The following is a 21,338-nucleotide window of genomic DNA, read 5'->3' on the forward strand; positions in this document are numbered from 1 at the left end:
GGATGCGAATGGAAAGTGTAGTTAATGGCAGGGATTATACAAGCTTATCTGGTATAATCCCTACTGAGAATGGTTATATATTGGCTGCAGGTAACACGTCTACCAAAGATTTATTAATAACAGGTGAAACTTTTAAAAGCATTATCGCATCAATAAAACCGTCACCAAAACTTGCTTATAAAGAAAAATTCAGTGAAAAATATCCTTTTTTCGCGACGTTGGTAAGCCCAAAATTTATAGGTAGGTACCTTGCGTTTATGATCCTTGCCGGTATTTTTGTGTTAGCTCAAAAAATCAATAAAAAGAAAAATAATAAAAAGTCGGCCCTTCTTAACGTCTCAAGAAAATAGTGATGATAGCATAAACAAGAAAACATAATAACGATGAATAAGCCGAAAGAAGACCATCCCGTGAGAATTTTAAAACAATGCGGTTGATTCTGTGGGTATTTATTTAGGCCTTTTTATATATCAATTATATATCTCTCTATAAATTAATCTTAAACTTAAATATAGGCTGATCCAATGTCAAAGAACCTGGTTATCGTGGAATCTCCGGCCAAGGCCAAGACCATCAAAAAATACCTGGGTAAGGATTTTGAGGTGCTTTCGTCCATGGGGCATGTGATAGACCTGCCGGCCAGCAAGCTGGGGGTGGACATCAAGGACGACTTCAAGCCCCAGTATGTGACCATCAAGGGCAAGACCAAGACCCTGTCCCAGATCAAGAAGAGCGCCAACGCCGCCGAAAAGGTCTACCTGGCCTGCGACCCCGACCGCGAGGGGGAGGCCATCGCCTGGCACATCTCCGGTCAGGTCAAGGACGCCAAGAAGAAGGTCCACCGGGTGATGTTCTACGAGATCACCAAGGACAGCATCACCAAGGGTATCTCCCATCCCGGCAAGATTGACATGAACCGGGTGGAGGCCCAGCAGGCCCGGCGCATCCTGGACCGGCTGGTGGGATATCAGGTCAGCCCCTTCCTGTGGACCACCGTCCGCCGGGGGCTTTCGGCCGGACGGGTGCAGACCGTGGCCTTGCGCCTGATCTGCGAACGCGAGGATGAGATCACCGCTTTCAAACCCCAGGAATACTGGTCGCTGGCCGCCCGGCTGGAGGGGAAATCCAAATCTCCCTTTGAAGCATCGCTTTTAAAGATAGACGGCAAGAAGGCGGTTATCAAGGACGGCAAGACCTCCCAGGCCATCGTCAACGAACTTAATAAAGCACAGTTCGCCATCAGTACTATAGACGAGAAGGACCGCAAGCGCTCCACCTATCCGCCCTTTATCACCAGCACCCTGCAGCAGGCCGCCGCCCGGGCTTACGGCTACAGCGCCAAGAAGACCATGATGCTGGCCCAGCAGTTGTATGAGGGCGTGGACCTGGGAGAGGAGGGAGCGGTGGGTCTGATCACCTACATGCGCACCGACGCCGTCCGCCTGGCCACGGAGGCCGTAACCGCCGCCCGGGAACTCATCGCCAAAAAATACGGGCCGGAGTACCTGCCGCCCGAGGCCAATCATTACAAATCACGCAAGGGGGCCCAGGAGGGCCATGAGGCCATCCGCCCCACCATGGCCGACCACACCCCGGAGTCGGTAAAGAATTTTCTCAACATCGATCAGTTCAAACTTTACGGCCTGATCTGGAGCCGCTTCATCGCCTGCCAGATGACCCCGGCGGTCTATTCCACCAAGGCGGTGGACATCACCGCCGGCAAATATCTGTTCCGGGCCACCGGGTCAACCATGAAGTTCGCCGGATTTCTGGCCGCCTACGGGGTGCAGGAGGACGACTCAGGAGAATACGCCGATTCCAAGATGCTGCCGGAGCTGACCCCGGACGAGGCTCTCAAACTGCTGGAACTGCTGCCCAAACAGCATTTCACCGAGCCCCCGGCCCGTTACAACGAGGCCAGCCTGATCAAGACCCTGGAGGCCCAGGGTATCGGGCGGCCCTCCACCTACGCCTCCATTATCAGCACCCTGCTGGACCGCAAATATGTGGACCGGGAACAGAAACAGCTCAAACCCACCGAACTGGGACAGGTGGTCAGCAAGATCCTGGTGGAAAAATTCCCCCACATCTTCCAGGTGCAGTTCACCGCTGACATGGAGAACGAGCTGGACAAGATCGAGCAGGGCAAGCTGGACCGCATCCAGGTGCTGAAGGATTTTTACGAACCATTCTCCCGCGACCTGAACTCGGCCGAATCCTCCAAGGAGGAGATCAAGAAATCGCTGGTGGAACAGACCGACATCAAATGCCCCAACTGTCAGAGCCCGATGGTCATCAAATGGGGACGCTTCGGGCGGTTCTACGCCTGCTCCAACTATCCGGAGTGCAAGACCACCAAGCCTTTGGAAGAGGAGGAGGAACAGCAGAAGGCGGCGGAAGGCGTGGTATGCGATAAATGCGGCGGGCCGATGGTGCTCAAACGGGGCCGCTTCGGAAAATTTCTGGCCTGCTCCAACTATCCCCAGTGCAAGTCCATCAAGCCCATCTCCACCGGGGTGCCGTGCCCCGAGCCGGGCTGCGACGGACATCTGACCGAGCGCAAGACCAAAAAGGGGAAAGCGTTCTTTTCCTGTAGCAAATATCCCGAGTGCAAGTATGCGGTATGGAACAAGCCACTGCCGCAGAAATGCGAGAACTGCGGATTCGGGCATCTGGTGGAGAAATACACCAAGCAACGCGGGGCCTTCCCGGCCTGTCCCAAGTGCAAGTGGGAGCCGGAGGTCAAGGAAGAGAAAAAATAATTTAACCACAAAGGGCACAAAGAACACAAAGGATTTTAACGGGTTAGTCATTGCGAGAGGACAACATTGGTTGACAAGAGCCTTGCACTGAGCCCAGCGCCTTGAATTACTCCCGAAGTGAAGCAATCCATGGTTGTCATTCCTGTGAAGACAGGAATCCATGGTTTAATGGGACACGGATCCCCACGGATTTCACGGATCTGGGTTAACCGTTTTCGCCCTCACCCCCAGCCCCTCTCCTGATAAATCAGGAGAGGGGTTTTTCTTGCATGCCCAGCCCGCATCTCCCCTAATAAGGGGAGATGCGGAGGGGTGTCTTAGTTTTGACCCAACCCCTCCCCACATTGGGGAGGGCAGGGAGAGGGCAAGAAGGCGGCTTAACAGCCGTCTTCTTATTTTATCCTTGACATATATCGGGTAAAAGGGTGTATAATGATTTATATTTTAGATTAATAAAATATGGAGAAACCAATAATGGCGATTGTTGTTAATAAAAAAGTATGGGTTTATTTGGAGCGTTTATATATAGCTTGCCATGGCGAAAAGAAATTTCAGGATTTGTTAAAACGGCATGAGGTCGATTACGATGGCTATATATATAAAAATTTCAATAAAACAGTCCCTTTATATACATTTATGTCTGTTGAGGATTATACTTTTGCCAATTTTATGTTAACAATTCCTTCTTACAAATATTCAGATTTAATTTGCGAAATTATATTTGATCAAAAAGTTAGGGCAACTCGAACTGATAATTGGAATTTTTATGGCGAAAAAATCAAACGTTGGCTACCAATAGTAACAGATTTACTCCAATTAAGTAACATTTCCATTGATTGGCAACATAACAAATTAATATACAAAGAGGAAAAAGAGATAGAAGTTAAAACTGATTATTTGCCGTATAGTTTATCAGACCCTTTTTTAGATTACATACGAAAAGAAATTAATGAAACTTATGAAAATGGCAACTATTTATCTGTCATGTTTTTATGCAGGAAGCTGCTGGAGTCTTTGCTTATTCGAATATTTGAATTTGTTTTCCCCAAAATTACCACTGGTAAATATAAGCCCCGAAATCACTCGTTATGGTTTAACAAAGATAGAAATCAATACCATAATTTTGAAACTTTGATTGACAATTTAAAAGCCAAAGCAAAATATTTTAAAGAAGATAAAGATTTGATTTTAGAAATATGTTCAATAATTAAACCATTTAAAGATGAGACAAATAGGTATGTGCATAGCGATTTTAAAATACCGGATTTGACGTATATCAATTCCTGGAAAATCAATAGAATCATAGATCTTGTGAGAAAAGTATATAAAAAATATTGCAATCCGTAAATTTAATAAATTTAAATGAAAAAATCATTCCTTATCCTCTTAATCTTTTTGCTCGGTCTGCACCAGGCCTTCTGCCAGCAGGCATACCAAAAACCGCCCAAAGCAGTGCTGGACGTTCTTAACGCCCCGCTCTCGCCGACCGTGTTCATAGATCCAACGGCCAGAAAGCTGCTGCTGGCCCAGCCGTCGCTGTATCCTTCTATCGCCGATATGGCCGAGCCGATCCTCAAACTGGCCGGGGTCCGGGTGAACCCCCGCACCAATATGGAGCGGAGCTATATCTTTTACTGGGAGAGTCTGACCCTCAAGGATATTGCCACCGGCAAGGAAACCTCCATAAAACTGCCGCCCGTGGTCAAGAGGATAGACGGCATCAAATGGAATGCTTCGGGCAACTTAGTTGCTTTTATCAACGAAAGCGACAGCGGGGTGGAGCTGTGGGTGCTGGATGCGGCCACCTGCCAGGCGAAGAAGATCGAAGATATAAGGATAAATCCCCTGCTGGATAATTACCTGAAATGGATGCCGGACCAGCAGAGCCTGCTGGTCAAGACCATTCCACAGAATAGAGGGTTGCCGCCTAAAGCTGAATCGGTTCCTCCGGGGCCCAAGATCATGGAAAGTGCCGGTTCGGCAACAGCCAGCAGCACCTACGAAGCCAGGGACGTGCTGAAAACTCCGGGAGACGCCGATCTTTTCGATTATTACGCCACCTCGCAATTGGCGATTGTCAGACTGCCTTCAGGCAAGGTCGAGATTATTGGCCAGCCGGCTATCTATGATGAGGTGGAGCCTTCGCCGGATGGTCGTTACTTGTTGGTCAATTGGATCCACCGGCCATATTCCTATCAGCGTTCCTATGAACGCTTTCCCCAGGAGGTGGAGGTGTGGTCAGCCGACGGGAAAATGATAGAACATCTGGCCAGTCAGCCCCTGGCCGAGCAAGTGCCAATCGATGGCGAGATAACCGGACCCCGGGAACATGCCTGGCGGCCTACCGCCGATGCCAAGGTGATCTGGGCCGAGGCATTGGACGGCGGAGATCCGGAGAACAAGGTGCCCCACCGCGACTGCCTGATGCAAAAAACTATCGGGCAGCCTTCTGCGGAATTGTGCCGGATCGAGAACCGCTATTACAAAATGCGCTGGATACAGCAAAGCGGAAAAGTATTGGTCTGGGAGTATGACCGTGACCGCAAATGGTTCAAGGTATATATGCACGATGTCGATGATGCCGCGCAGGCCCCGCGCCTGGTGTGGGACATGAGCATCCACGAACGATACCAAAAGCCCGGCGATCCGGTGACGATGATAATGCCCAACGGCGTTAACGTGGTCCGGCGGCAGGGGGATTGGCTATTCTTAAGCGGGCAGGGTAGCTCTCCGGAGGGAGACCGGCCGTTCCTGGACCGGATAGATCTGAATACCCTTAAAACTGAAAGGCTCTTCCGGTCCGACAAGAATTGCTACGAGACCTACTACGCCTGGATCGATCCTGAAAAAGGAACCTTCATCACCCGGCGGGAGTCTTCCGCCGACCCGCCGAATTATTTTAAGCGAAGACTGGATAAAAAGCCTCTGACAAAATCTATCCCGGGCGAGGCTTCCTGGAGATCTTCGTCCCGGGTCATAACTAGATTTCCCGATCCAGCCCCGATATTGCGCCAGATCAAAAAGCAAATTGTCACTTACGAAAGAGAAGACGGCCTACCCCTGTCTTTCACCCTTTACCTGCCGCCGGGATACAAAAAGGGGACCCGTCTGCCGACTCTGCTGTGGGCCTATCCCAGCGATCTGGCCCAAAAAGAGGTGGCCGGGCAGTTGGAGGGAAGCTCTCAGAGGTTCACCACCATCAGGGGGACCTCGGAGCTGTTCTTTCTGTTGGGCGGCTATGCCGTGCTGGATGATGCCTCAATGCCGGTGGTCGGCCCGCCGGGCACCGCCTATGATGGTTTTGTCGAACAGATAGCGGCCAATGCCAAAGCGGCGGTGGCTAAGGCCGTGGAGATGGGCGTGACAGATCCAAACAGAGTGGGGGTGGCCGGGCACAGCCACGGCGCACTGATGACCGCCAATCTGCTGGCCTATACCGATATCTTCCGGGCCGGAATTGCCCGAAGCGGGGCCTATAACCACACTCTGCGGCCTTTCGGCTATCAGAACGAGAAGCGGACCCTGTGGCAGGCCAAGGATACTTATATCAAAAATTCCCCGGTGCTTCAGGCCGATAAGATCAACGAGCCGCTGCTGATCATCCACGGCGAGATCGACGCCAACCCCGGAACGGTGCCCCTGCAGTCGGAAAAACTTTACGACGCCGTCCGGGGAGCGGGCGGCACCGCCCGGCTGGTGATGCTGCCATATGAGAACCATGGTTACATCGCCCGGGAATCGGTGGAACATGTGTTGTACGAAATGCTGTCGTGGTTCGACAGGTATGTTAAGAATGCTCCGGCGAGATAGCGGACGGCCGTTTCCGGCAAGTAATTTGCAATTAACAGTCATTACGAGGATAAATAAACATGAAAGCTAAAGCCCCGGTGAAATTCTCCGGCATGGGCGAGATCCGAATGGGCTCGCCCTTCAAAGCGGGCAAAGTCAAAGTGGATGGTTTCGATCACCCCTACCTGAATCAGGGGGATTTCCAGGACCGTTACGCCTACGATCCATCAAAACAGCGGCTGATCCTGGTGCGCTGGGATCCCGGGTACAACTTCCCCGGATTCTACCTGCTGATGCTGGATCTCAAAAAACAGAGGATCTTCCGGTCGCCCACCATCTTCGGCTGCTGCCAAACCATGACCCTGGAAGAGGGCGGAGTGGTGCTGGAGATATTCGACAGGGGAAACATCATTGACAAAACCTTCAAATTGGCGATGATCAATCAGCATCTCACCCATGATCCCTGTTGAAAAACCAGAGTCCAGCCGATGAGACAGAAGCTTAATCAAAGATTGCGCTGTCCGGACTGCCGGATGCACCTTGAACTGTGCGTCTGCCATCTTTCTCCCCGCCTGGATCTGGAGACCAGGGTGGAGGTGGTGATCCATTATGCCGATATCCGCAAGATGAGCAACAGCGGAAGGCTGGTCGCACTGGCCCTTAAAAACAGTGCCGTTCACATCCGGGGCATAAAGGACAAACCGGTGAAAGCTGCTCTGGAGAAAAAGTATAAGACCGATCTGGTGCTTTTCCCGGGCCACGGTTCGGTGGAGTTGAATGAGACATTTTTATCCACAATAACCCGACCCTTAAGGTTGTTGATACCGGATGGCAGCTGGAACCAGGCCTCCAGCATGGTCAAGCGCGAACCGCTGATGAAGAATGCCGTCAAGGTGCATCTTCCGGCCGGCATCCAGGCAAAATACCGGATCCGCGCCCAGGAGGATCCTTTTAAGTTATGCACTTTCGAGGCCATCATCCGGGCTCTGGGGGTGATAGAGGGGAGCCAGGCCGAGGAGAAGCTGGACGATTTCTTCCGGGTGTGGATCTACCGCAGCCTTTATATCAAGGGGCGGATAGCCAAGGCCGACATGCCGGAGGGGATGCTGCCTTTGTAATAATTGTATTGTCATCCTGAGAACACTTCGTAGCGACATAAGTTGTAGGGTGACAAGGTGCACCCGTTCGGCTTGCAGGATGATTGCCATCTCAGGGTGACAAATAATTCCCCGGCTTGATCCGCCGGGTTTTGTTTTATCTTGATTTTTAAGGGCCTTTTGGTGTATCCTTAAAATCTATGAATAATGAAGCAGGCGAGATCACCATCATCGGCGGCGGGCTGGCCGGCTGTGAGGCCGCTTATCAGGCCGCCAAAAGGGGATTGACCGTCAACCTCTACGAAATGCGTTATACCGGGAACGACCAGCCTTCCGAATTGCATACCCCGGCACATGAGACCGGCCTGCTTGCGGAGCTGGTCTGCAGCAATTCCCTAAAATCCGTCGAAAAGACCAACGCCCACGGACTCTTGAAGGCTGAACTGGAGATGATGGATTCCCTGATCCTGCAGTGCGCCAGAGAGACCGCCGTCCCGGCCGGCAAGGCCCTGGCGGTGGATCGGGTGGAGTTTGCCAGAATGGTCACAGACAGGATATCTGCAAATAAAAATATCAAAGTTATCGGCCGGGAGGTGACCGAACTGCCGGAGGGCCCGCTGATCGTGGCCTCTGGGCCGCTGACCTCGGAACGATTGGCTAAAACCCTGGCCGGGTTCACCGGAGGGGATAACCTTTTCTTTTACGATGCCATCGCACCGGTGATATCGGTCGAATCGCTGGACCCTAAAAAGATGTTCCTGGCCAGCCGCTATTCCGACGAACCGGGCCAGTATTGGAACTGTCCTTTAAGCAAAACACAATATCTTGAATTCGTGGAACAGTTGGTCCGGGCCGAACGACACCTGCCGCACGATTTCGAAAAGGGGCATTTTTACGAGGGCTGTTTGCCGGTGGAGGTGATGGCCGAACGGAACGTTAATTCCCTGCGTTTCGGCATGATGAAGCCGGTGGGGCTTTTCGATCCGGCCGAGAACCGCCGGCCCTATGCCGTCCTCCAGCTGCGGCAGGAGAACCGCGATGCCACCATGCTCAACCTGGTGGGCTTTCAGACCCAGCTGACCCAGCCCGAGCAGCGGCGGATCTTCCGGATGATCCCCGCCCTGGAGCAGGCCGAATTCTACCGCTACGGCAGCATTCATCGCAACACCTATCTGCGAAGCCCGGGCTTGATCGAACCGACCATGCAGTCGGGATCAAATGCCAATATTTTCTTTGCCGGACAGATCACCGGGGTGGAGGGATATCTGGAATCGGTGGCCATGGGATTGCTGGCCGGGGTCAATGCTGGCAGGTTTTGCGCCGGGAAAGAGTTGGCATTCGCCCCGGAGCATACCATGACCGGCTCCCTGGCCCGTTATGTTTCGGATGTCGAGAAGGCCAAGAATTTCCAGCCCATGAATGCCAACTTCGGGCTGCTGCCGCCGCTGGATGATCCGCCCCGGTCAAAGAAAGAACGATACGCTGCCTATGCCGAACGTTCGTTAAAGGCAATGGAAGAATTCATCGGCATTCTAAACCGTTGATATAGGAGGATGGAATGGAATACGGAAAGATAATAAAACAGGCCCTGGAGATCGCCTGGCGCAAAAAATACCTGTGGGTGTTCGGCTTCTTTGCTTCGATGGGCGGGGGAGGCGGGGGGAATTATAATAATTTTATCGATAAGGACAATGCCTCCGGGGCGGCCTCAGGCGTTTGGGACTGGATAACGTCCCATCCCGGTTTGGTGGCCCTGCTGATCCTGGCGGCCATCGGGCTGTTCATCGTCCTGATGGTTCTGTATCTGGTCTCCAAGGGCGGGTTGATCGGGTCCGTCAGCCGGATATCGAAAGACCAGCCCGACAGCTTTGAAAAAACATTGGGATACGGTTTGCAGTTTTTTTGGCGGATGCTGGGGATTGATATCCTGTTCGGACTGAGCTATATCTTGATATTGGGCCTGGCCATTTTCCCGCCGGTGATGATGATCATCGTGGGCGGGAGCGCGGTCAAGATCTTTGGAATACTGCTGATCATCCTGCTGATCCTGCCGGTGGTCGCCCTGATGTACTGTATCGCCATCATCGGCACCTTCAGCGCGCAGATCGCCGTGATAGAGGATAAGAAGGTCTTCGATTCCATCCCGGCGGGCTATGCCTTGTTCAAAGGCAACCTGGGCAGGTCGGTCATGCTGGGCCTGATAATATTCGGCATCGCCATGCTGTATGTCATAGCCTTCATCATTGCCATGGTGATTCTGGCCATCCCGTTCATCATTCTGGGGGTGGTCAATATCTGGGCGGGATTGATCCCGGGCATCGTGATCGGGCTTCCCCTGATCCTGATAGTCAACAGCATCTTTGGCACCTTCAACAGCGGATACTGGACCCTGGCTTACTTGGAACTGTCGGCTCCGAAGAACAGCCAGCCCAAACCCGAACCAGTAATTATTCCCGATGTCTGATAAAAAGTTTAAAATATTGGTGGTCCGTCAGGATCGGATGGGCGACGCTATCAATGCCGTTCCAGTTCTGAAAGCTCTGCGGAAAGTCAGACCGGAAGCCTCTATTTCTTATATGGTGTCCCAGCCCCTGGCCGAACTTTTCGTCGGTCAGCCCTATCTGGACGAAGTGGTATCCTGGGGGAAAAACTTTTTCTGTCTGATCTATTTCCTGCGGCAGGGAAGATATGATGCGGTGCTGATGCTGCATCCGTCAAAGGCCTTGGCCTGGGCGGTGTTCTTCGCCGGGATCAAGCTTAAAGCCGGGCTTGGCTTCCGGCCGTATTATGTTTTGACGGGATTCAAGCCCTCGCATCCAGGCCGAAAGTCGAGTGTTCTGCCGTTGGCCGAGTTGCCGGTATTTCGATACATTCACACTACTCAATGCACGGCAGTATCGAGGCCAGACGGCCAGGATGTTCACGAAACCGAGTACAATCTTTCGGTGGCCCGTCAACTTTGGGATATGCCGGATAAGATCGAGCCACCCAAGATATTCTTGAGCGATACGGAGATAGCCGATGCCAAAGAATATTTACAGTCAATGTATGTCACTAATCCCATCGCCGTGCTTCCTGCCAACCGCGGCTCCTCGGCCAACTGGTCACCGGAGCGCTACCGGGAGTTAGTCCAGAAATTAGTAGAGGCCAAACAGGTAGTTCTTATCATAGGCGGCCCGGGAGAAGAGAGCATACTGGAAAAAGTAAAAGGCAATACCAATGTACCCATTGCCGGGCCGGATCTGACGTTGCGGCGGCTGGCTACAATTTTGGCAAATTGCCGGCAGGTAATCGGCAGCAGCACCGGCACCCTACACCTGGCCGCGGCGGCGGGGGCAAAAACGGTGGGGCTTTTCTGCCCGGCGCCGGCCAGCCGCCCGGAACGCTGGAGGCCGTTGGGGGAGGGACATGTGCAGTTGGTACCAAAACCTGAGTTCTGTGAGAATTGTAGGCCGAGCGCCAAGTGTGGCCTCGGTGTTATAAGCATAGATGAGGTTTTAAGTCTAATTAAAAGTGAGTTAATATGAAGAGAATATCTATATTGTTGATTGGATTGTTGCTTTATTTGCCCATTTATGCCCAAAAAGCGCCGGAAGATTCATTGACCAAAGCTATAAAACGTAATATGCACACGGTTCAGCTTGCGGTGGAGGATTACGCCTGTCGACATAATGGCGTTTACCCGACAAAGGTAGCGGAGTTTTGGACAGAGTTTCCTAACATTAAGAATCCGGTTGACCCGGAATTAGCAGTAGTCGTTGATGACTTTTCAAATAATCCCGGCCAAGTTATTTTTAAGAAACTTGAAACAGGGTATGAAATAATAGGAAATGATGCTCAAGGGAATATTTTAAAACTAAAACTTTTTGGTGGCTCAAAGCCCCAAAATAATGGGTTTAAAAAAACACTAGACAAAAAGAGCAATACTAAAAATAATAGTCGTGAAAAGATAATACCTGAGAGAACTAAAGAAGTTCAAGCTTATTTAGATTCTGTGAGGCAAAAAGCACGCAAGCAATTACCGGAAATGATTAAAAAAACTGAGGACAGAATTAAAGATCATACGTTGGAAATGGCTGAGAATCCGACTATAGCAGATTTGGGATTTACGAAAGACAAACGTGCAGTTCCTGTATTATGTAAGATAATTGAGTCTTATGATGAAGTTTCTGCTCAAAAAGACGCCATAATGGCTTTGCGTGCCATAGGCGAAAGATCAGCCACAGTGACATTACAGAATGCTTTGGATAACAATAATCGTGTTATACGATTATTCGCTGCATCGGTTATAGTGTCGTGGGGGCAATATGATAAGTTAAAAATATTAGAAATATTTAAAAATGCTGCCATGCAAGAAGACTCCACAGGGTGGAATAACGATATATGGGCAACTGAAGAAATAAAATATGGGTTTATTGCAAAATATGATAGCGTAAAAGCGAGACAGGAAAAACAAAAATCTATAAAAATGTGTAAAGATCATTTTGTTAAAAGTCTTTTGGACACCATATATATACATTTTAATACCGATATAACTGAGACAGCAAGGATCGTTTCTAAAAGGGGCAAATATCAAATATTTCGCAACCAAGCCGATAAATATTTAAGCTTCGACAGAAAATAACTCCTTAGTAAAAATGAATAAATACCTTATCATCCGTCTGGGCGCCATCGGCGACATTGTGCTGGCCACCGCCGCCGTAGAGGCCATCTCCCAAGCCGAACCTGACTCGCAGATAGACTTCATCTGCAAGGCCAGGTTTGCCGGGCTTTTAAAGGGCCACCCCAAACTGGCCAACGTCTACGTCTTTGACGAAGCCGGCCGGCACAAGGGCCTGCGGGGATTGCTGCTGTTCATCAACAGTTTGAATGATAAAAAATACAGCGCCATCATTGACCTGCAGAACAATACGCGCAGCCGGATCATCACCCTATGCCTTAATGCCGACAAAAAGATCCACTGGCCCAAGGATACCTGGCGCCGGCGGATGCTGGTCTGGGGCCACGGCAAGGGCAAAACATACAAAACTGTGACTCAGCGCTATCTGGCGGCGGTGGAGAAGGCCGGGATCAAACAACCCGAGGCCAAGCCCAAGCTGTATCCGGTGGCCGATGATTCTGTAAAACTGCCGCAGGGCGAATTTATCGCCATAGCGCCGGGCGCGCACTGGCCGACCAAACGGTGGCCGGGATACTCGGAACTGGTCACTAAACTTGTGAATCGTGAATCGGGAATTGTGATCGTAGGGGACCAGAACGACAGGGCCATTGCTGATGAGATAATAAAAACTTCGGGAGCAAATGCCACCAACCTTTGCGGCTTGCTTGTTCTTCCACAATTGACTTATATACTGTCAAAAGCAAAACTATTAGTCACCAACGACACCGGGGCCATGCACATAGCCGAGGCGGTGGGAACGCCGGTGCTGGCCATCTTCGGGCCGACTGTCAAGCAATTCGGTTTTGCGCCATGGAGGACTGAGAGCAAGGTCATTGAAGCCAATCTGGATTGTCGCCCGTGCGCATTGCACGGTTCCAAACAATGCCCCAAGGGCCATTTCAACTGCATGAAACTATTGTCAGCGGATACTGTTATGGGCGAAATTGATAAAGCCCTGAATACTTGACGATGCATCAGTCATTCCTGCGAAGGCAGGAATCCACAATTATAACCCGGTAGATTCAGGATTTTCTCCTGGATGCCTGCCTGCGCAGGCATGACAAAAGGGCAAGATGACATGAAAGGACAAAAAGCTTGATAAACCCAACAAAAAACAGCAAAATCCTTATCCGCGTGCCCAATTGGATAGGCGATGCGGTGATATCCACCGGTTTCATCGAAGCCTGTAAAAAAGAGAATCCCGGAGCCTCGATCACCATCCTGGCCCACCAGCGGGTGGCGGAATTGTTTGAGGCCAATCCCCAGGTGAACGATATCATCGCCTTCAATCGGGAAGAAGGGCTCCGGCGCATCGTCCGGAGCATCAAAAACAGGGGTTTTGACCGGGCCTACATCCTGCCGCTGTCATTCTCCTCGGCGGTGATATTCTACCTGGCGGGGATAAAGCAGAGGATCGGCTACGGTTCGGAACTCCGGGGTCTGCTGTTGACCGAGAGTCTGAAATATTCACAAACTGATTTCCGTTCCCGCCATATCCTGCAGGGCTATATCGCTCTTCTGGGGCGGGATATCACGCCTCAGCCTCCGAAGATATTTCTGACTGATGATGAAAAGGGAAAGGCCGAAAAAAGATTGTTCGGACTTAAGGCCAGGAAGGAAGACCTGATAGGATTCGGGCCGGGGGCCGCCTATGGCCCGGCCAAGATGTGGCCGGCGGAGAATTGGATCCAACTGGGGCGGAAATTATCGGAGGGCGGAAAGAAGGTGATGATCTTCGGCTCCGCTTCTGAGAGCGAACTCTGCCGGGATATTGCGGTGGGTATAGGTGATGGGACGGTCAATCTGGCCGGCCAGTTGAGCCTGCGGGAAAGCGCGGCCCTGCTGGACCTGATCCCGACATTTATCACCAACGACACCGGGGTGATGCACCTGGCGGCGGCCTGCGGAGCCAAAGTGACCGCCATCTTCGGCTCCACTAATCCGGGCTGGACCGGCCCGTGGGGAGAGGGCCATCGGATAATATACAAACAGGAGCCCTGCAGTCCCTGTTACAAAAGGATTTGCCGGTACGGCCATTATAACTGCCTAAAGAAGATCACTCCCGATGATATATTTGCCAAATGATCCGATAGCTTGACAAAGTTCCGTAAATTAAGTAAAATTACCTTTTGCGAGCGGGTGTAGTTCAGTGGTAGAACGTCAGCTTCCCAAGCTGAATATTGTGGGTTCGATTCCCATCACCCGCTCCAAATAATCAGGCAGGTTGAAGACCTGCTTTTTTGTGGGTTCTGCACCGGCAGCAATGTTTTGCTGCAAAGCGGCGGCGCATCCGCCGCATATCACGCCTGCTATTATGGCTTAGGCGGAGATCCCCATCACCCGCTCCATTTTATTTATATCATAAAGGAGCATGCCGTGATAAGAAATAGAACATACCTTCTAACACTATCACTCTTTATTTTAACCCAGGTCACCTGTGCCGCAGAAAAAAGCAAAGAGGGACATTTCCGGCAGGCTCCTGATGCGATAAAACTTTCAGACCCATCAGTTACGGGCATAATGACTCTGGAAGAGACATTGAGCAAAAGACGTTCGGTAAGAAATTTTGCCAATGTTCCGGTGACCCTCGGTGAAATATCGCAACTGCTCTGGTCTGCCCAGGGTATAACAAGCGAGCGAGGATACCGAACCGCACCCTCGGCAGGGGCGTCCTATCCCTTAGAGATATATCTTTTAATAGGCAAGGCAGACAGCCTGGCTCCCGGGTTATACAGATACCTGCCGGGATCCCACCAACTGACACTCGTTTTAAAAGGGGATATCCGGGAAAGCATTGCTGCCGCCGCACTCGGACAGAAATGCGTAAGAACAGCGCCGGCAATCATAGTGATCGCAGCGGTATACGACAGGGTAAAGGCCCGATATGGAGAGCGAGGGATACGGTACACTGATATGGAAGCAGGCCATGTCGGGCAGAACATATCCCTGCAGGCAGTGGCTCTGGGGCTGGGAACGGTCATGGTGGGCGCATTTGACGACCGGGCCATGAAGGATGTATTGAAATTGGGCAAAGACGAAGTGCCGTTATATCTGATACCCGTTGGGCATGCGGAAACTGAAAAAGCGAGGTAAACCCTCGCTTTTTGATTTATTATGGATAAGTTGATGCTTATTTCTTTTCGCCGTTCTTCTCGTCTCCGATCTTAAAACCTATTCCCCGGTTCTCCGGCCCGAAGGTCTTGATGGCTCCGAACTGGGCCTCGAATTTCTTGATATTATCCTCCAGCGCGTTAAGCAGCATCTTGGCATGCTGGGGTGTGGTAACGATCCGGGAATAGATCTTGGCTTTGGGGATCCCGGGAAGCACCCGGGCAAAGTCTATGATAAATTCCGAAGGGGAATGGGCTATCAGCGCCAGGTTGGAATAAACGCCTTCGGCCTCTTTTTCCCCCAGTTCAATGTTAATCTGGTTCTGTGGGTTCTGTTCCATTTTATCTGCCTTTTATTAAATGATTAATTTCTTTACCTACAGGGTATTTTAACAGACTTTAATTGATCATGTCAAGGTTAATGGATATCTTTTAGTTTTCCCTTGAAATATCCGTAAGTTAATGATATATTTATGCTTTGAAAAGGAAATACCTGAAAAATTGTCTCAACTTAAATATTGGGGGAATGCCGTATGGCTGGGCAGGAATACGAAAAGAATTTTAAGCCGGGGGACGTCATATTCAAGCAGGGCGATGACGGCAGCGAAATGTATCTGATCAGGACAGGAAAGGTCAAGATCAGCCGCAGCGCCGGGAACATCGAGAAGGTCCTGGCCATCATCAAGGAGGGTGATTTCTTCGGGGAGATGGCGGTCATCGATGGCAGCCCCCGGTCGGCCGCCGCCACTGCGGTGGACGAGGTCAACCTGCTGATAGTGGATAGGGACGCCTTCAAGTCCCAGCTCAAGGACAATCCCATGATCGAATATGTCCTGGAGACCATGACCCGCCGCTTAAGGGACACCAACCGCCAGGTGGAGTTCCTGCTGATCCGCGACGAGATGCGCCGGGTGGTGGCCCTGCTGGTATCCATGGCCAAGGAACGGGGCGCCCAGACGGCAGAGGGGATCGTGGTGGACTTTCCGTATGATTATACCGCCCTGGGCGGTATAATCGGCATCGACGCCACCAAGACCGAGGAGATAGTCAAAAAGCTTTTAACCCTTAAACTGATACGCATCGAGGACAAGAAGCTTATCATCACCAGCTTGGTGGAGATAGATGATTATTTAAGGTTCATCACCCTCAAGGAAAAATTCTCCTCATGACCGGGAACCAACCACGGAAGCACGGAAGCGGATTTTAAGAAATGGTCCGGGGTAAATTGAAATATTTTCAGCGTTTCCATTTTCCGTGCTTTAGTGGTAAAGTGATTTGGTAAAAAGACATAATTTGATTGTGACTGGAATTCATGCGGGAATATCTGGACCTGGTAAAACATATTTTGGACAACGGGGTGCGGCAACCGAACCGCACCGGCGTTTCCACCTACAGCTGTTTCGGCATTTTTTACAAGGTCGACCTGCAGCAGGGCTTTCCCTTGCTGACCACCAAGCAGATGTATTTCAACTCCATGCTGCACGAGTTGCTTTGGTACTTGAGCGGCCAGGCCCATATTCGCGACCTGAAGACCAAGACAAAAATCTGGGATGCCTGGGCCGACGCCGACGGCCGGTTGGAGACGGCCTACGGCAGGTTCTGGCGGCGGTATCCCGTGCCAGACAGCGGGGTAGACGGAGAGAAATGGGGCGACCGGTGGACCCAGAAAGATCCCCAGACCGGGGGTAAGGTTTTCGACCAGATCCAGTACGTGATCGACATCCTGCGGGAGATAAAACATAATCCCACCACGCCCAGCCTGCGCCGGATGGTGGTATCGGCCTGGCATCCCGGCAATGCCGCCGAGAGCAGACTGCCGCCATGCCATTATACCTTCTGTTTCAGCGTATCCGGGAACAAGCTGAACTGCCACCTGACCCAGCGTTCCGGCGACATCGCCCTGGGGATCCCGTTCAACCTGGCCTGCTATTCCCTGCTGACCATGATGCTGGCCAAGGAGACCGGCTACCAGCCAGGGGAGTTCGCCCATACCATCGTTGACGCTCATATTTATGAGAATCACATACCGGGACTTAAGCTGCAATTGGAGCGGGAGCCCAGGCCGCTTCCCAGGATCAGGATTGCCGACAAGCCTCTGTTCGAATTGAAATTCGAAGATGTGACCCTGGAGGATTATCAGTATCACCCAGGAATAAAGTTCGAGGTGGCGGTTTGATCCCTTTGGAGAAATACATTATCGCGGCCATGACCCGGGACCGGGTCATAGGTAAGGACAATAAGATGCCCTGGCACCTGCCGGATGATTTGAAATTATTCAAAAAGCTGACCACCGGCAATACCGTGATCATGGGGCGGAAGACCTATCAGTCAATCGGCAAACCTCTGCCGAACCGCAATAATATCGTGATCTCCAGATCCGAAATGGACATTCCCGGGGCGGTGGTCTGCCAGAGTATCGCCCAGGCTCTGAGCAAAGCGGAGGAATACGGCAAAAAGATATTCTTCATCGGCGGAGCGGAAATATACCGCCAGGCACTGCCTCTGGCCGATTACTTGTGCATATCCTGGCTTAAACAGGATTATCCCGGGGACGCTAAATTTCCTGAGTTCATCGAATCAGCCTGGGAGAGGCTCTCGGAGACCGAATATCCGGAATTTACCAATATTCTTTATAAAAAATAAGATAAGATTTTTAAGATGATCGAACGCTATACATTGCCCAAAATGAAGGCCGTCTGGAGTGAGCAGAACAAGTTCCAGAAATGGCTGGACATCGAGATCCTGGCCTGTGAGGCCCAGGCCCAGCTGGGGCGCATTCCTCTAAAAGACCTGGAGAACATCAAGGCCAAAGCGGGCTTCGATATCGCCCGGATAGACCAGATCGAGGCCGAGGTCCAGCACGACGTCATCGCCTTTCTGACCAGTGTCAACGAGCAGGTGGGCGAATCGGGCCGCTTCATCCACATGGGCATGACCTCATCCGACGTGCTGGACACCGCCTGGGCGGTGCTGATGAAGGAGGCTGGGGAACTTCTTCTGGAAGACCTGAACAAACTGGCGGCGGCCCTTAGAGAAAAGGCCTGGGAACATAAGGACACCCTGATGATGGGGCGCAGCCACGGCATCCATGCCGAGCCCACCACCTTCGGGTTGAAGCTGGCCATGTGGTGGCAGGAGATACAGCGCGACATCCTCCGCATGGAGCGGGCCATCGAAAGCATCTCCTGTGGAAAGATCTCCGGGGCGGTGGGAACCTTCGCCCATATCGATCCCTCGGTGGAGGAATACGTCTGCGAAAAACTCAGGCTTAAGCCCGAGCCGGTGTCCACCCAGATCGTCCAACGGGACCGCCATGCCGAATATCTCTGCACCCTAGGCATCATCGCCTCCACCCTGGACAAGATTGCTTTGGAGATCCGCCACCTGCAGAGGACCGAGGTCCGCGAGGCGGAGGAGCCGTTCTCCGAAAAACAGAAGGGCTCCTCGGCCATGCCCCATAAAAGGAACCCCATAATCTCCGAGCGGATATGTGGGATGGCCCGGGTGATCAGGACCAACGCCCTGGTGGGGATGGAGAACGTGGCCCTGTGGCACGAAAGGGACATCTCGCATTCCTCGGCCGAAAGGATAGTGATTCCGGACAGCACCATTGCACTGGATTACATTCTACAGAAGACCATCTGGCTGATCGAAGGTTTAAGGGTCTATCCGGAGAGGATGAAGCAGAATATCGAGTCATCCGGAGGACTGATTTTTTCGCAGAAACTGCTGCTGGCTTTGGTGGAGAAGGGGATATCACGGGAGGAAGCCTACCGCATCATCCAGCGCAATGCCATGAAGGTGTGGGAGGGGGGCGGAAGCCTCAAGGAACTGGCCTCGGCCGACGCCGAAGTTATGAAAACATTGGACGCAAAAACCCTGGCAGATGTCTTTAACCCCGAAGGTTTCGTCGGAAACATCGGACACATCTTTAAGCGTATCGGGTTGAACGGCCCCAAATAAAAAGATAGGGGGATAAACATGGACATGTTGACATACGGAGCACTAGGACTGGCGGTCCTTTTCCTGGTGCTGTTCATGATCGCCAGCGGCAAGGCCGGCCAGAAGACCGTGGCCTGCGGTATGGCTCAGAATGAGCTCAAGCAGCTGAAGGAGGACGACCGCCGGCAGAGGGATATCATCGCCAGCATGAAAAGCTCCCTGGCCACCATGGAGAAGGACCATTCCGAGCGGTCCCGGGTCTTCATGGTGCTGCTGGAGCTGGCCCGGACCCTGGGAGGCAGCCTGGAAAGGGAAAAGCTGCCGATGCTGTTAAGCAGGATCGCCCAGCAATTGTTCGATGCCGAAGAAGTGATCTTTTTCAAGATCGGCGACGAAGGAGCGGAGCTTGCGGTGGCCGAATCCATCGGGCTGGACGCCAAGATCGCCCAGGAGCTGAATATAAAAGTGGGGGACGGCTACGTGGGGCATACCGCCGGAAAGCGGGTGATCATGGCCAAGGAAGATTTCGAAAACGAGAGCAACCTGATAAAGCAGAAGCTGGAGAACACCAGGGATAAGCGGATCAATCCGATCCTGTGCATTCCCCTGGTGCAGAGAAACAATGTAATGGGGGTGGTCTCTCTGGGCAGGATCCAGCGGCGATCCAAGGAGGAGCGGAACCTGATGATGATCTTCCAGAGCCTGGGATCCATGGCCCTGGACAACGCCGGGCTGTTCGAGAAACTTTACACCAAGGACAAGCTGACCGGCCTGTTGAACCGGAGGTATTTTGACGAGCGGGCCATGGCCGAGCTGAACCGGGCCAAGCGTTTCGGGCACAAGCTGTCATTTACCCTGATGGACCTGGATAATTTTAAGGCCTTCATCGAGAGTAACGGGACCCAGGCCGGGGACAAGGTGCTGGCCCGCATCGGACAGCTGCTTAACGAGTATGTCCGCAAGATAGACATCTCCTGCCGGCTGGACGAGGATAAATTCGCGGCGGCCCTGCTGGAGACCGAAAAGGGCCAGGCCCTGCAGTTTGCCGAAAAGATCAAGAAGATCATTGATTACGATGCCACCATCAACGACCAGGCCTTCAGTTCCCAGCGCCTGACCATCAGCATGGCGGTGTTCACCTTCCCGGATGACGGTATCTCCTACGAGCAGATATTCAAGGAGGCCTCCCAGAAGCTGCATGAGGTGCAGGCCCAGGGCGGCAATAGGATAATAGACGACATCGGCGGAGGAAGCGCATGAAGATCGCCCCGGAGGGAATGCCGACCATAATCATCGCCGGGCTGTTTTTCATAATTGCCCTCATTGTCTGGCTGATCACGAAAAATCAGATACTGGCTTATCTGACCCTGGCCTTTGCCGTGGTGGCCCTGTTCATGATGTTCTTCTTCCGCGACCCACCCAGGCAGGGCAATTACCTTCCGGGACAGTTGATATCCCCGGCCGACGGCAAAGTGGTGATAGTAAAGGAAACGGAGGACGCCTTTCTGTTCAAACAGAAGGTCCTGCAGGTCAGCATCTTTTTATCGCCCCTGGATGTTCACATCAACCGGATACCGATCTCCGGCAAGGTGATATACCAGCAGTACCATCCGGGGAAGTTCTTTCCGGCCTTCGAGGAGAAGGCCTCGCTGGCCAACGAGCAGATGCACCTGGGCATAGAGACCCCCTACGGGAAGATACTGATGAAACAGATCGCCGGGATCCTGGCCCGCCGGGTGGTGTGCTACCCCAGGCTTGGCGATGAGGTGGCCGCCGGGCAGAGGATGGGCCTGATGAAGTTCGGCTCCCGGATAGATCTGCTGCTGCCGCTGGGGACAAAGGTTAATGTGAAAGTGGGGGATAAGGTCAAGGGCGGGGTGACAGTGATTGGAAAGATGAAAGAACTTGTATAAATTGTTTTGTGTTAATGGTTGTGTTTACGGTATATATATTATAAAAATCTATAAGTATAACTATA

General features: G+C 51.9%; 20 protein-coding genes and 1 tRNA gene. 20 read left to right on the forward strand and 1 reads right to left on the reverse strand.

Translation table 11 applies throughout. From position 1 onward, the window contains the following. From KJ869_01905 to KJ869_01970, 14 genes are all read left to right on the forward strand, one after another. Positions 1–350: hypothetical protein (locus KJ869_01905; GenBank protein ID MBU1575947.1), on the forward strand; the 350-nt coding region annotated here is incomplete at its 5' end. 174 nt (positions 351–524) lie between these two features. Then, positions 525–2,762, forward strand: a complete 2,238-nt coding sequence (topA, locus tag KJ869_01910) for a type I DNA topoisomerase (protein ID MBU1575948.1) — start codon at positions 525–527, stop codon at positions 2,760–2,762. Between the two features lie 474 nt (positions 2,763–3,236). Continuing rightward, the gene (locus KJ869_01915; protein MBU1575949.1) at positions 3,237–4,109 is read left to right on the forward strand and encodes a hypothetical protein; all 873 of its coding nucleotides are present in this window, start codon (positions 3,237–3,239) and stop codon (positions 4,107–4,109) included. Between the two features lie 48 nt (positions 4,110–4,157). Beyond that, positions 4,158–6,572, forward strand: coding sequence for a prolyl oligopeptidase family serine peptidase (locus tag KJ869_01920; GenBank protein ID MBU1575950.1), 2,415 nt, complete (start codon positions 4,158–4,160; stop codon positions 6,570–6,572). Positions 6,573–6,631: 59 nt separating this feature from the next. Next, a complete protein-coding gene (locus tag KJ869_01925) occupies positions 6,632–7,021 on the forward strand; it encodes a hypothetical protein (GenBank protein ID MBU1575951.1) in 390 nt (129 codons plus the stop codon). Between the two features lie 18 nt (positions 7,022–7,039). Next, complete coding sequence (locus KJ869_01930; protein ID MBU1575952.1) at positions 7,040–7,669, forward strand: DTW domain-containing protein; 630 nt, start codon at positions 7,040–7,042, stop codon at positions 7,667–7,669. Between the two features lie 179 nt (positions 7,670–7,848). Then, positions 7,849–9,192, forward strand: a complete 1,344-nt coding sequence (gene trmFO, locus KJ869_01935; protein MBU1575953.1) for a methylenetetrahydrofolate--tRNA-(uracil(54)-C(5))-methyltransferase (FADH(2)-oxidizing) TrmFO — start codon at positions 7,849–7,851, stop codon at positions 9,190–9,192. 14 nt (positions 9,193–9,206) lie between these two features. After that, positions 9,207–10,112: a hypothetical protein gene (locus KJ869_01940; protein ID MBU1575954.1), complete on the forward strand. Its 906-nt coding sequence runs from the start codon at positions 9,207–9,209 to the stop codon at positions 10,110–10,112. Continuing rightward, a complete protein-coding gene (locus tag KJ869_01945; protein ID MBU1575955.1) occupies positions 10,105–11,175 on the forward strand; it encodes a glycosyltransferase family 9 protein in 1,071 nt (356 codons plus the stop codon). The genes KJ869_01940 and KJ869_01945 overlap by 8 nt, the downstream gene beginning before the upstream one ends. Further along, positions 11,172–12,272, forward strand: a complete 1,101-nt coding sequence (locus tag KJ869_01950) for a HEAT repeat domain-containing protein (protein MBU1575956.1) — start codon at positions 11,172–11,174, stop codon at positions 12,270–12,272. The genes KJ869_01945 and KJ869_01950 overlap by 4 nt, the downstream gene beginning before the upstream one ends. 13 nt (positions 12,273–12,285) lie before the next feature. Next, positions 12,286–13,275 carry a glycosyltransferase family 9 protein gene (locus KJ869_01955; protein MBU1575957.1) on the forward strand — a complete coding sequence of 330 codons (990 nt, stop codon included), beginning with the start codon at positions 12,286–12,288 and terminating at the stop codon, positions 13,273–13,275. Positions 13,276–13,442: 167 nt separating this feature from the next. After that, entirely contained in the window at positions 13,443–14,393 is a 951-nt protein-coding gene (waaF, locus tag KJ869_01960; protein MBU1575958.1) for a lipopolysaccharide heptosyltransferase II, read from the forward strand. A gap of 50 nt (positions 14,394–14,443) precedes the next feature. Continuing rightward, positions 14,444–14,518, forward strand: a tRNA-Gly gene (locus KJ869_01965). 310 nt (positions 14,519–14,828) lie between these two features. Next, the gene (locus KJ869_01970) at positions 14,829–15,401 is read left to right on the forward strand and encodes a SagB/ThcOx family dehydrogenase (protein ID MBU1575959.1); all 573 of its coding nucleotides are present in this window, start codon (positions 14,829–14,831) and stop codon (positions 15,399–15,401) included. A 37-nt stretch (positions 15,402–15,438) separates the two neighbouring features. Here the strand turns inward: KJ869_01970 and KJ869_01975 are convergent, their stop codons facing one another. Beyond that, positions 15,439–15,759 carry a DUF3467 domain-containing protein gene (locus KJ869_01975; protein ID MBU1575960.1) on the reverse strand — a complete coding sequence of 107 codons (321 nt, stop codon included), beginning with the start codon at positions 15,757–15,759 and terminating at the stop codon, positions 15,439–15,441. 192 nt (positions 15,760–15,951) lie between these two features. Here KJ869_01975 and KJ869_01980 point away from each other — a divergent pair, with 192 nt between their 5' ends. The 6 genes from KJ869_01980 to KJ869_02005 all read left to right on the forward strand — a co-directional run bounded on the left by KJ869_01980 (position 15,952) and on the right by KJ869_02005 (position 21,273). Further along, positions 15,952–16,587 carry a Crp/Fnr family transcriptional regulator gene (locus tag KJ869_01980; protein ID MBU1575961.1) on the forward strand — a complete coding sequence of 212 codons (636 nt, stop codon included), beginning with the start codon at positions 15,952–15,954 and terminating at the stop codon, positions 16,585–16,587. A 143-nt stretch (positions 16,588–16,730) separates the two neighbouring features. Beyond that, on the forward strand, positions 16,731–17,594 hold the full coding sequence (thyA, locus tag KJ869_01985; protein ID MBU1575962.1) for a thymidylate synthase: 864 nt from the start codon (positions 16,731–16,733) through the stop codon (positions 17,592–17,594). Between the two features lie 5 nt (positions 17,595–17,599). Then, entirely contained in the window at positions 17,600–18,061 is a 462-nt protein-coding gene (locus tag KJ869_01990) for a dihydrofolate reductase (GenBank protein ID MBU1575963.1), read from the forward strand. A 15-nt stretch (positions 18,062–18,076) separates the two neighbouring features. Further along, a complete protein-coding gene (locus tag KJ869_01995) occupies positions 18,077–19,381 on the forward strand; it encodes an adenylosuccinate lyase (protein MBU1575964.1) in 1,305 nt (434 codons plus the stop codon). 18 nt (positions 19,382–19,399) lie between these two features. Beyond that, on the forward strand, positions 19,400–20,620 hold the full coding sequence (locus tag KJ869_02000; protein ID MBU1575965.1) for a sensor domain-containing diguanylate cyclase: 1,221 nt from the start codon (positions 19,400–19,402) through the stop codon (positions 20,618–20,620). Beyond that, positions 20,617–21,273 carry a phosphatidylserine decarboxylase family protein gene (locus KJ869_02005; GenBank protein MBU1575966.1) on the forward strand — a complete coding sequence of 219 codons (657 nt, stop codon included), beginning with the start codon at positions 20,617–20,619 and terminating at the stop codon, positions 21,271–21,273. Before KJ869_02000 ends, KJ869_02005 begins: the two co-directional genes overlap by 4 nt. Positions 21,274–21,338: the final 65 nt, after the last annotated feature.

Source organism: Candidatus Edwardsbacteria bacterium, from assembly GCA_018821925.1.
Lineage (GTDB): Bacteria > Edwardsbacteria > AC1 > AC1 > EtOH8 > UBA2226.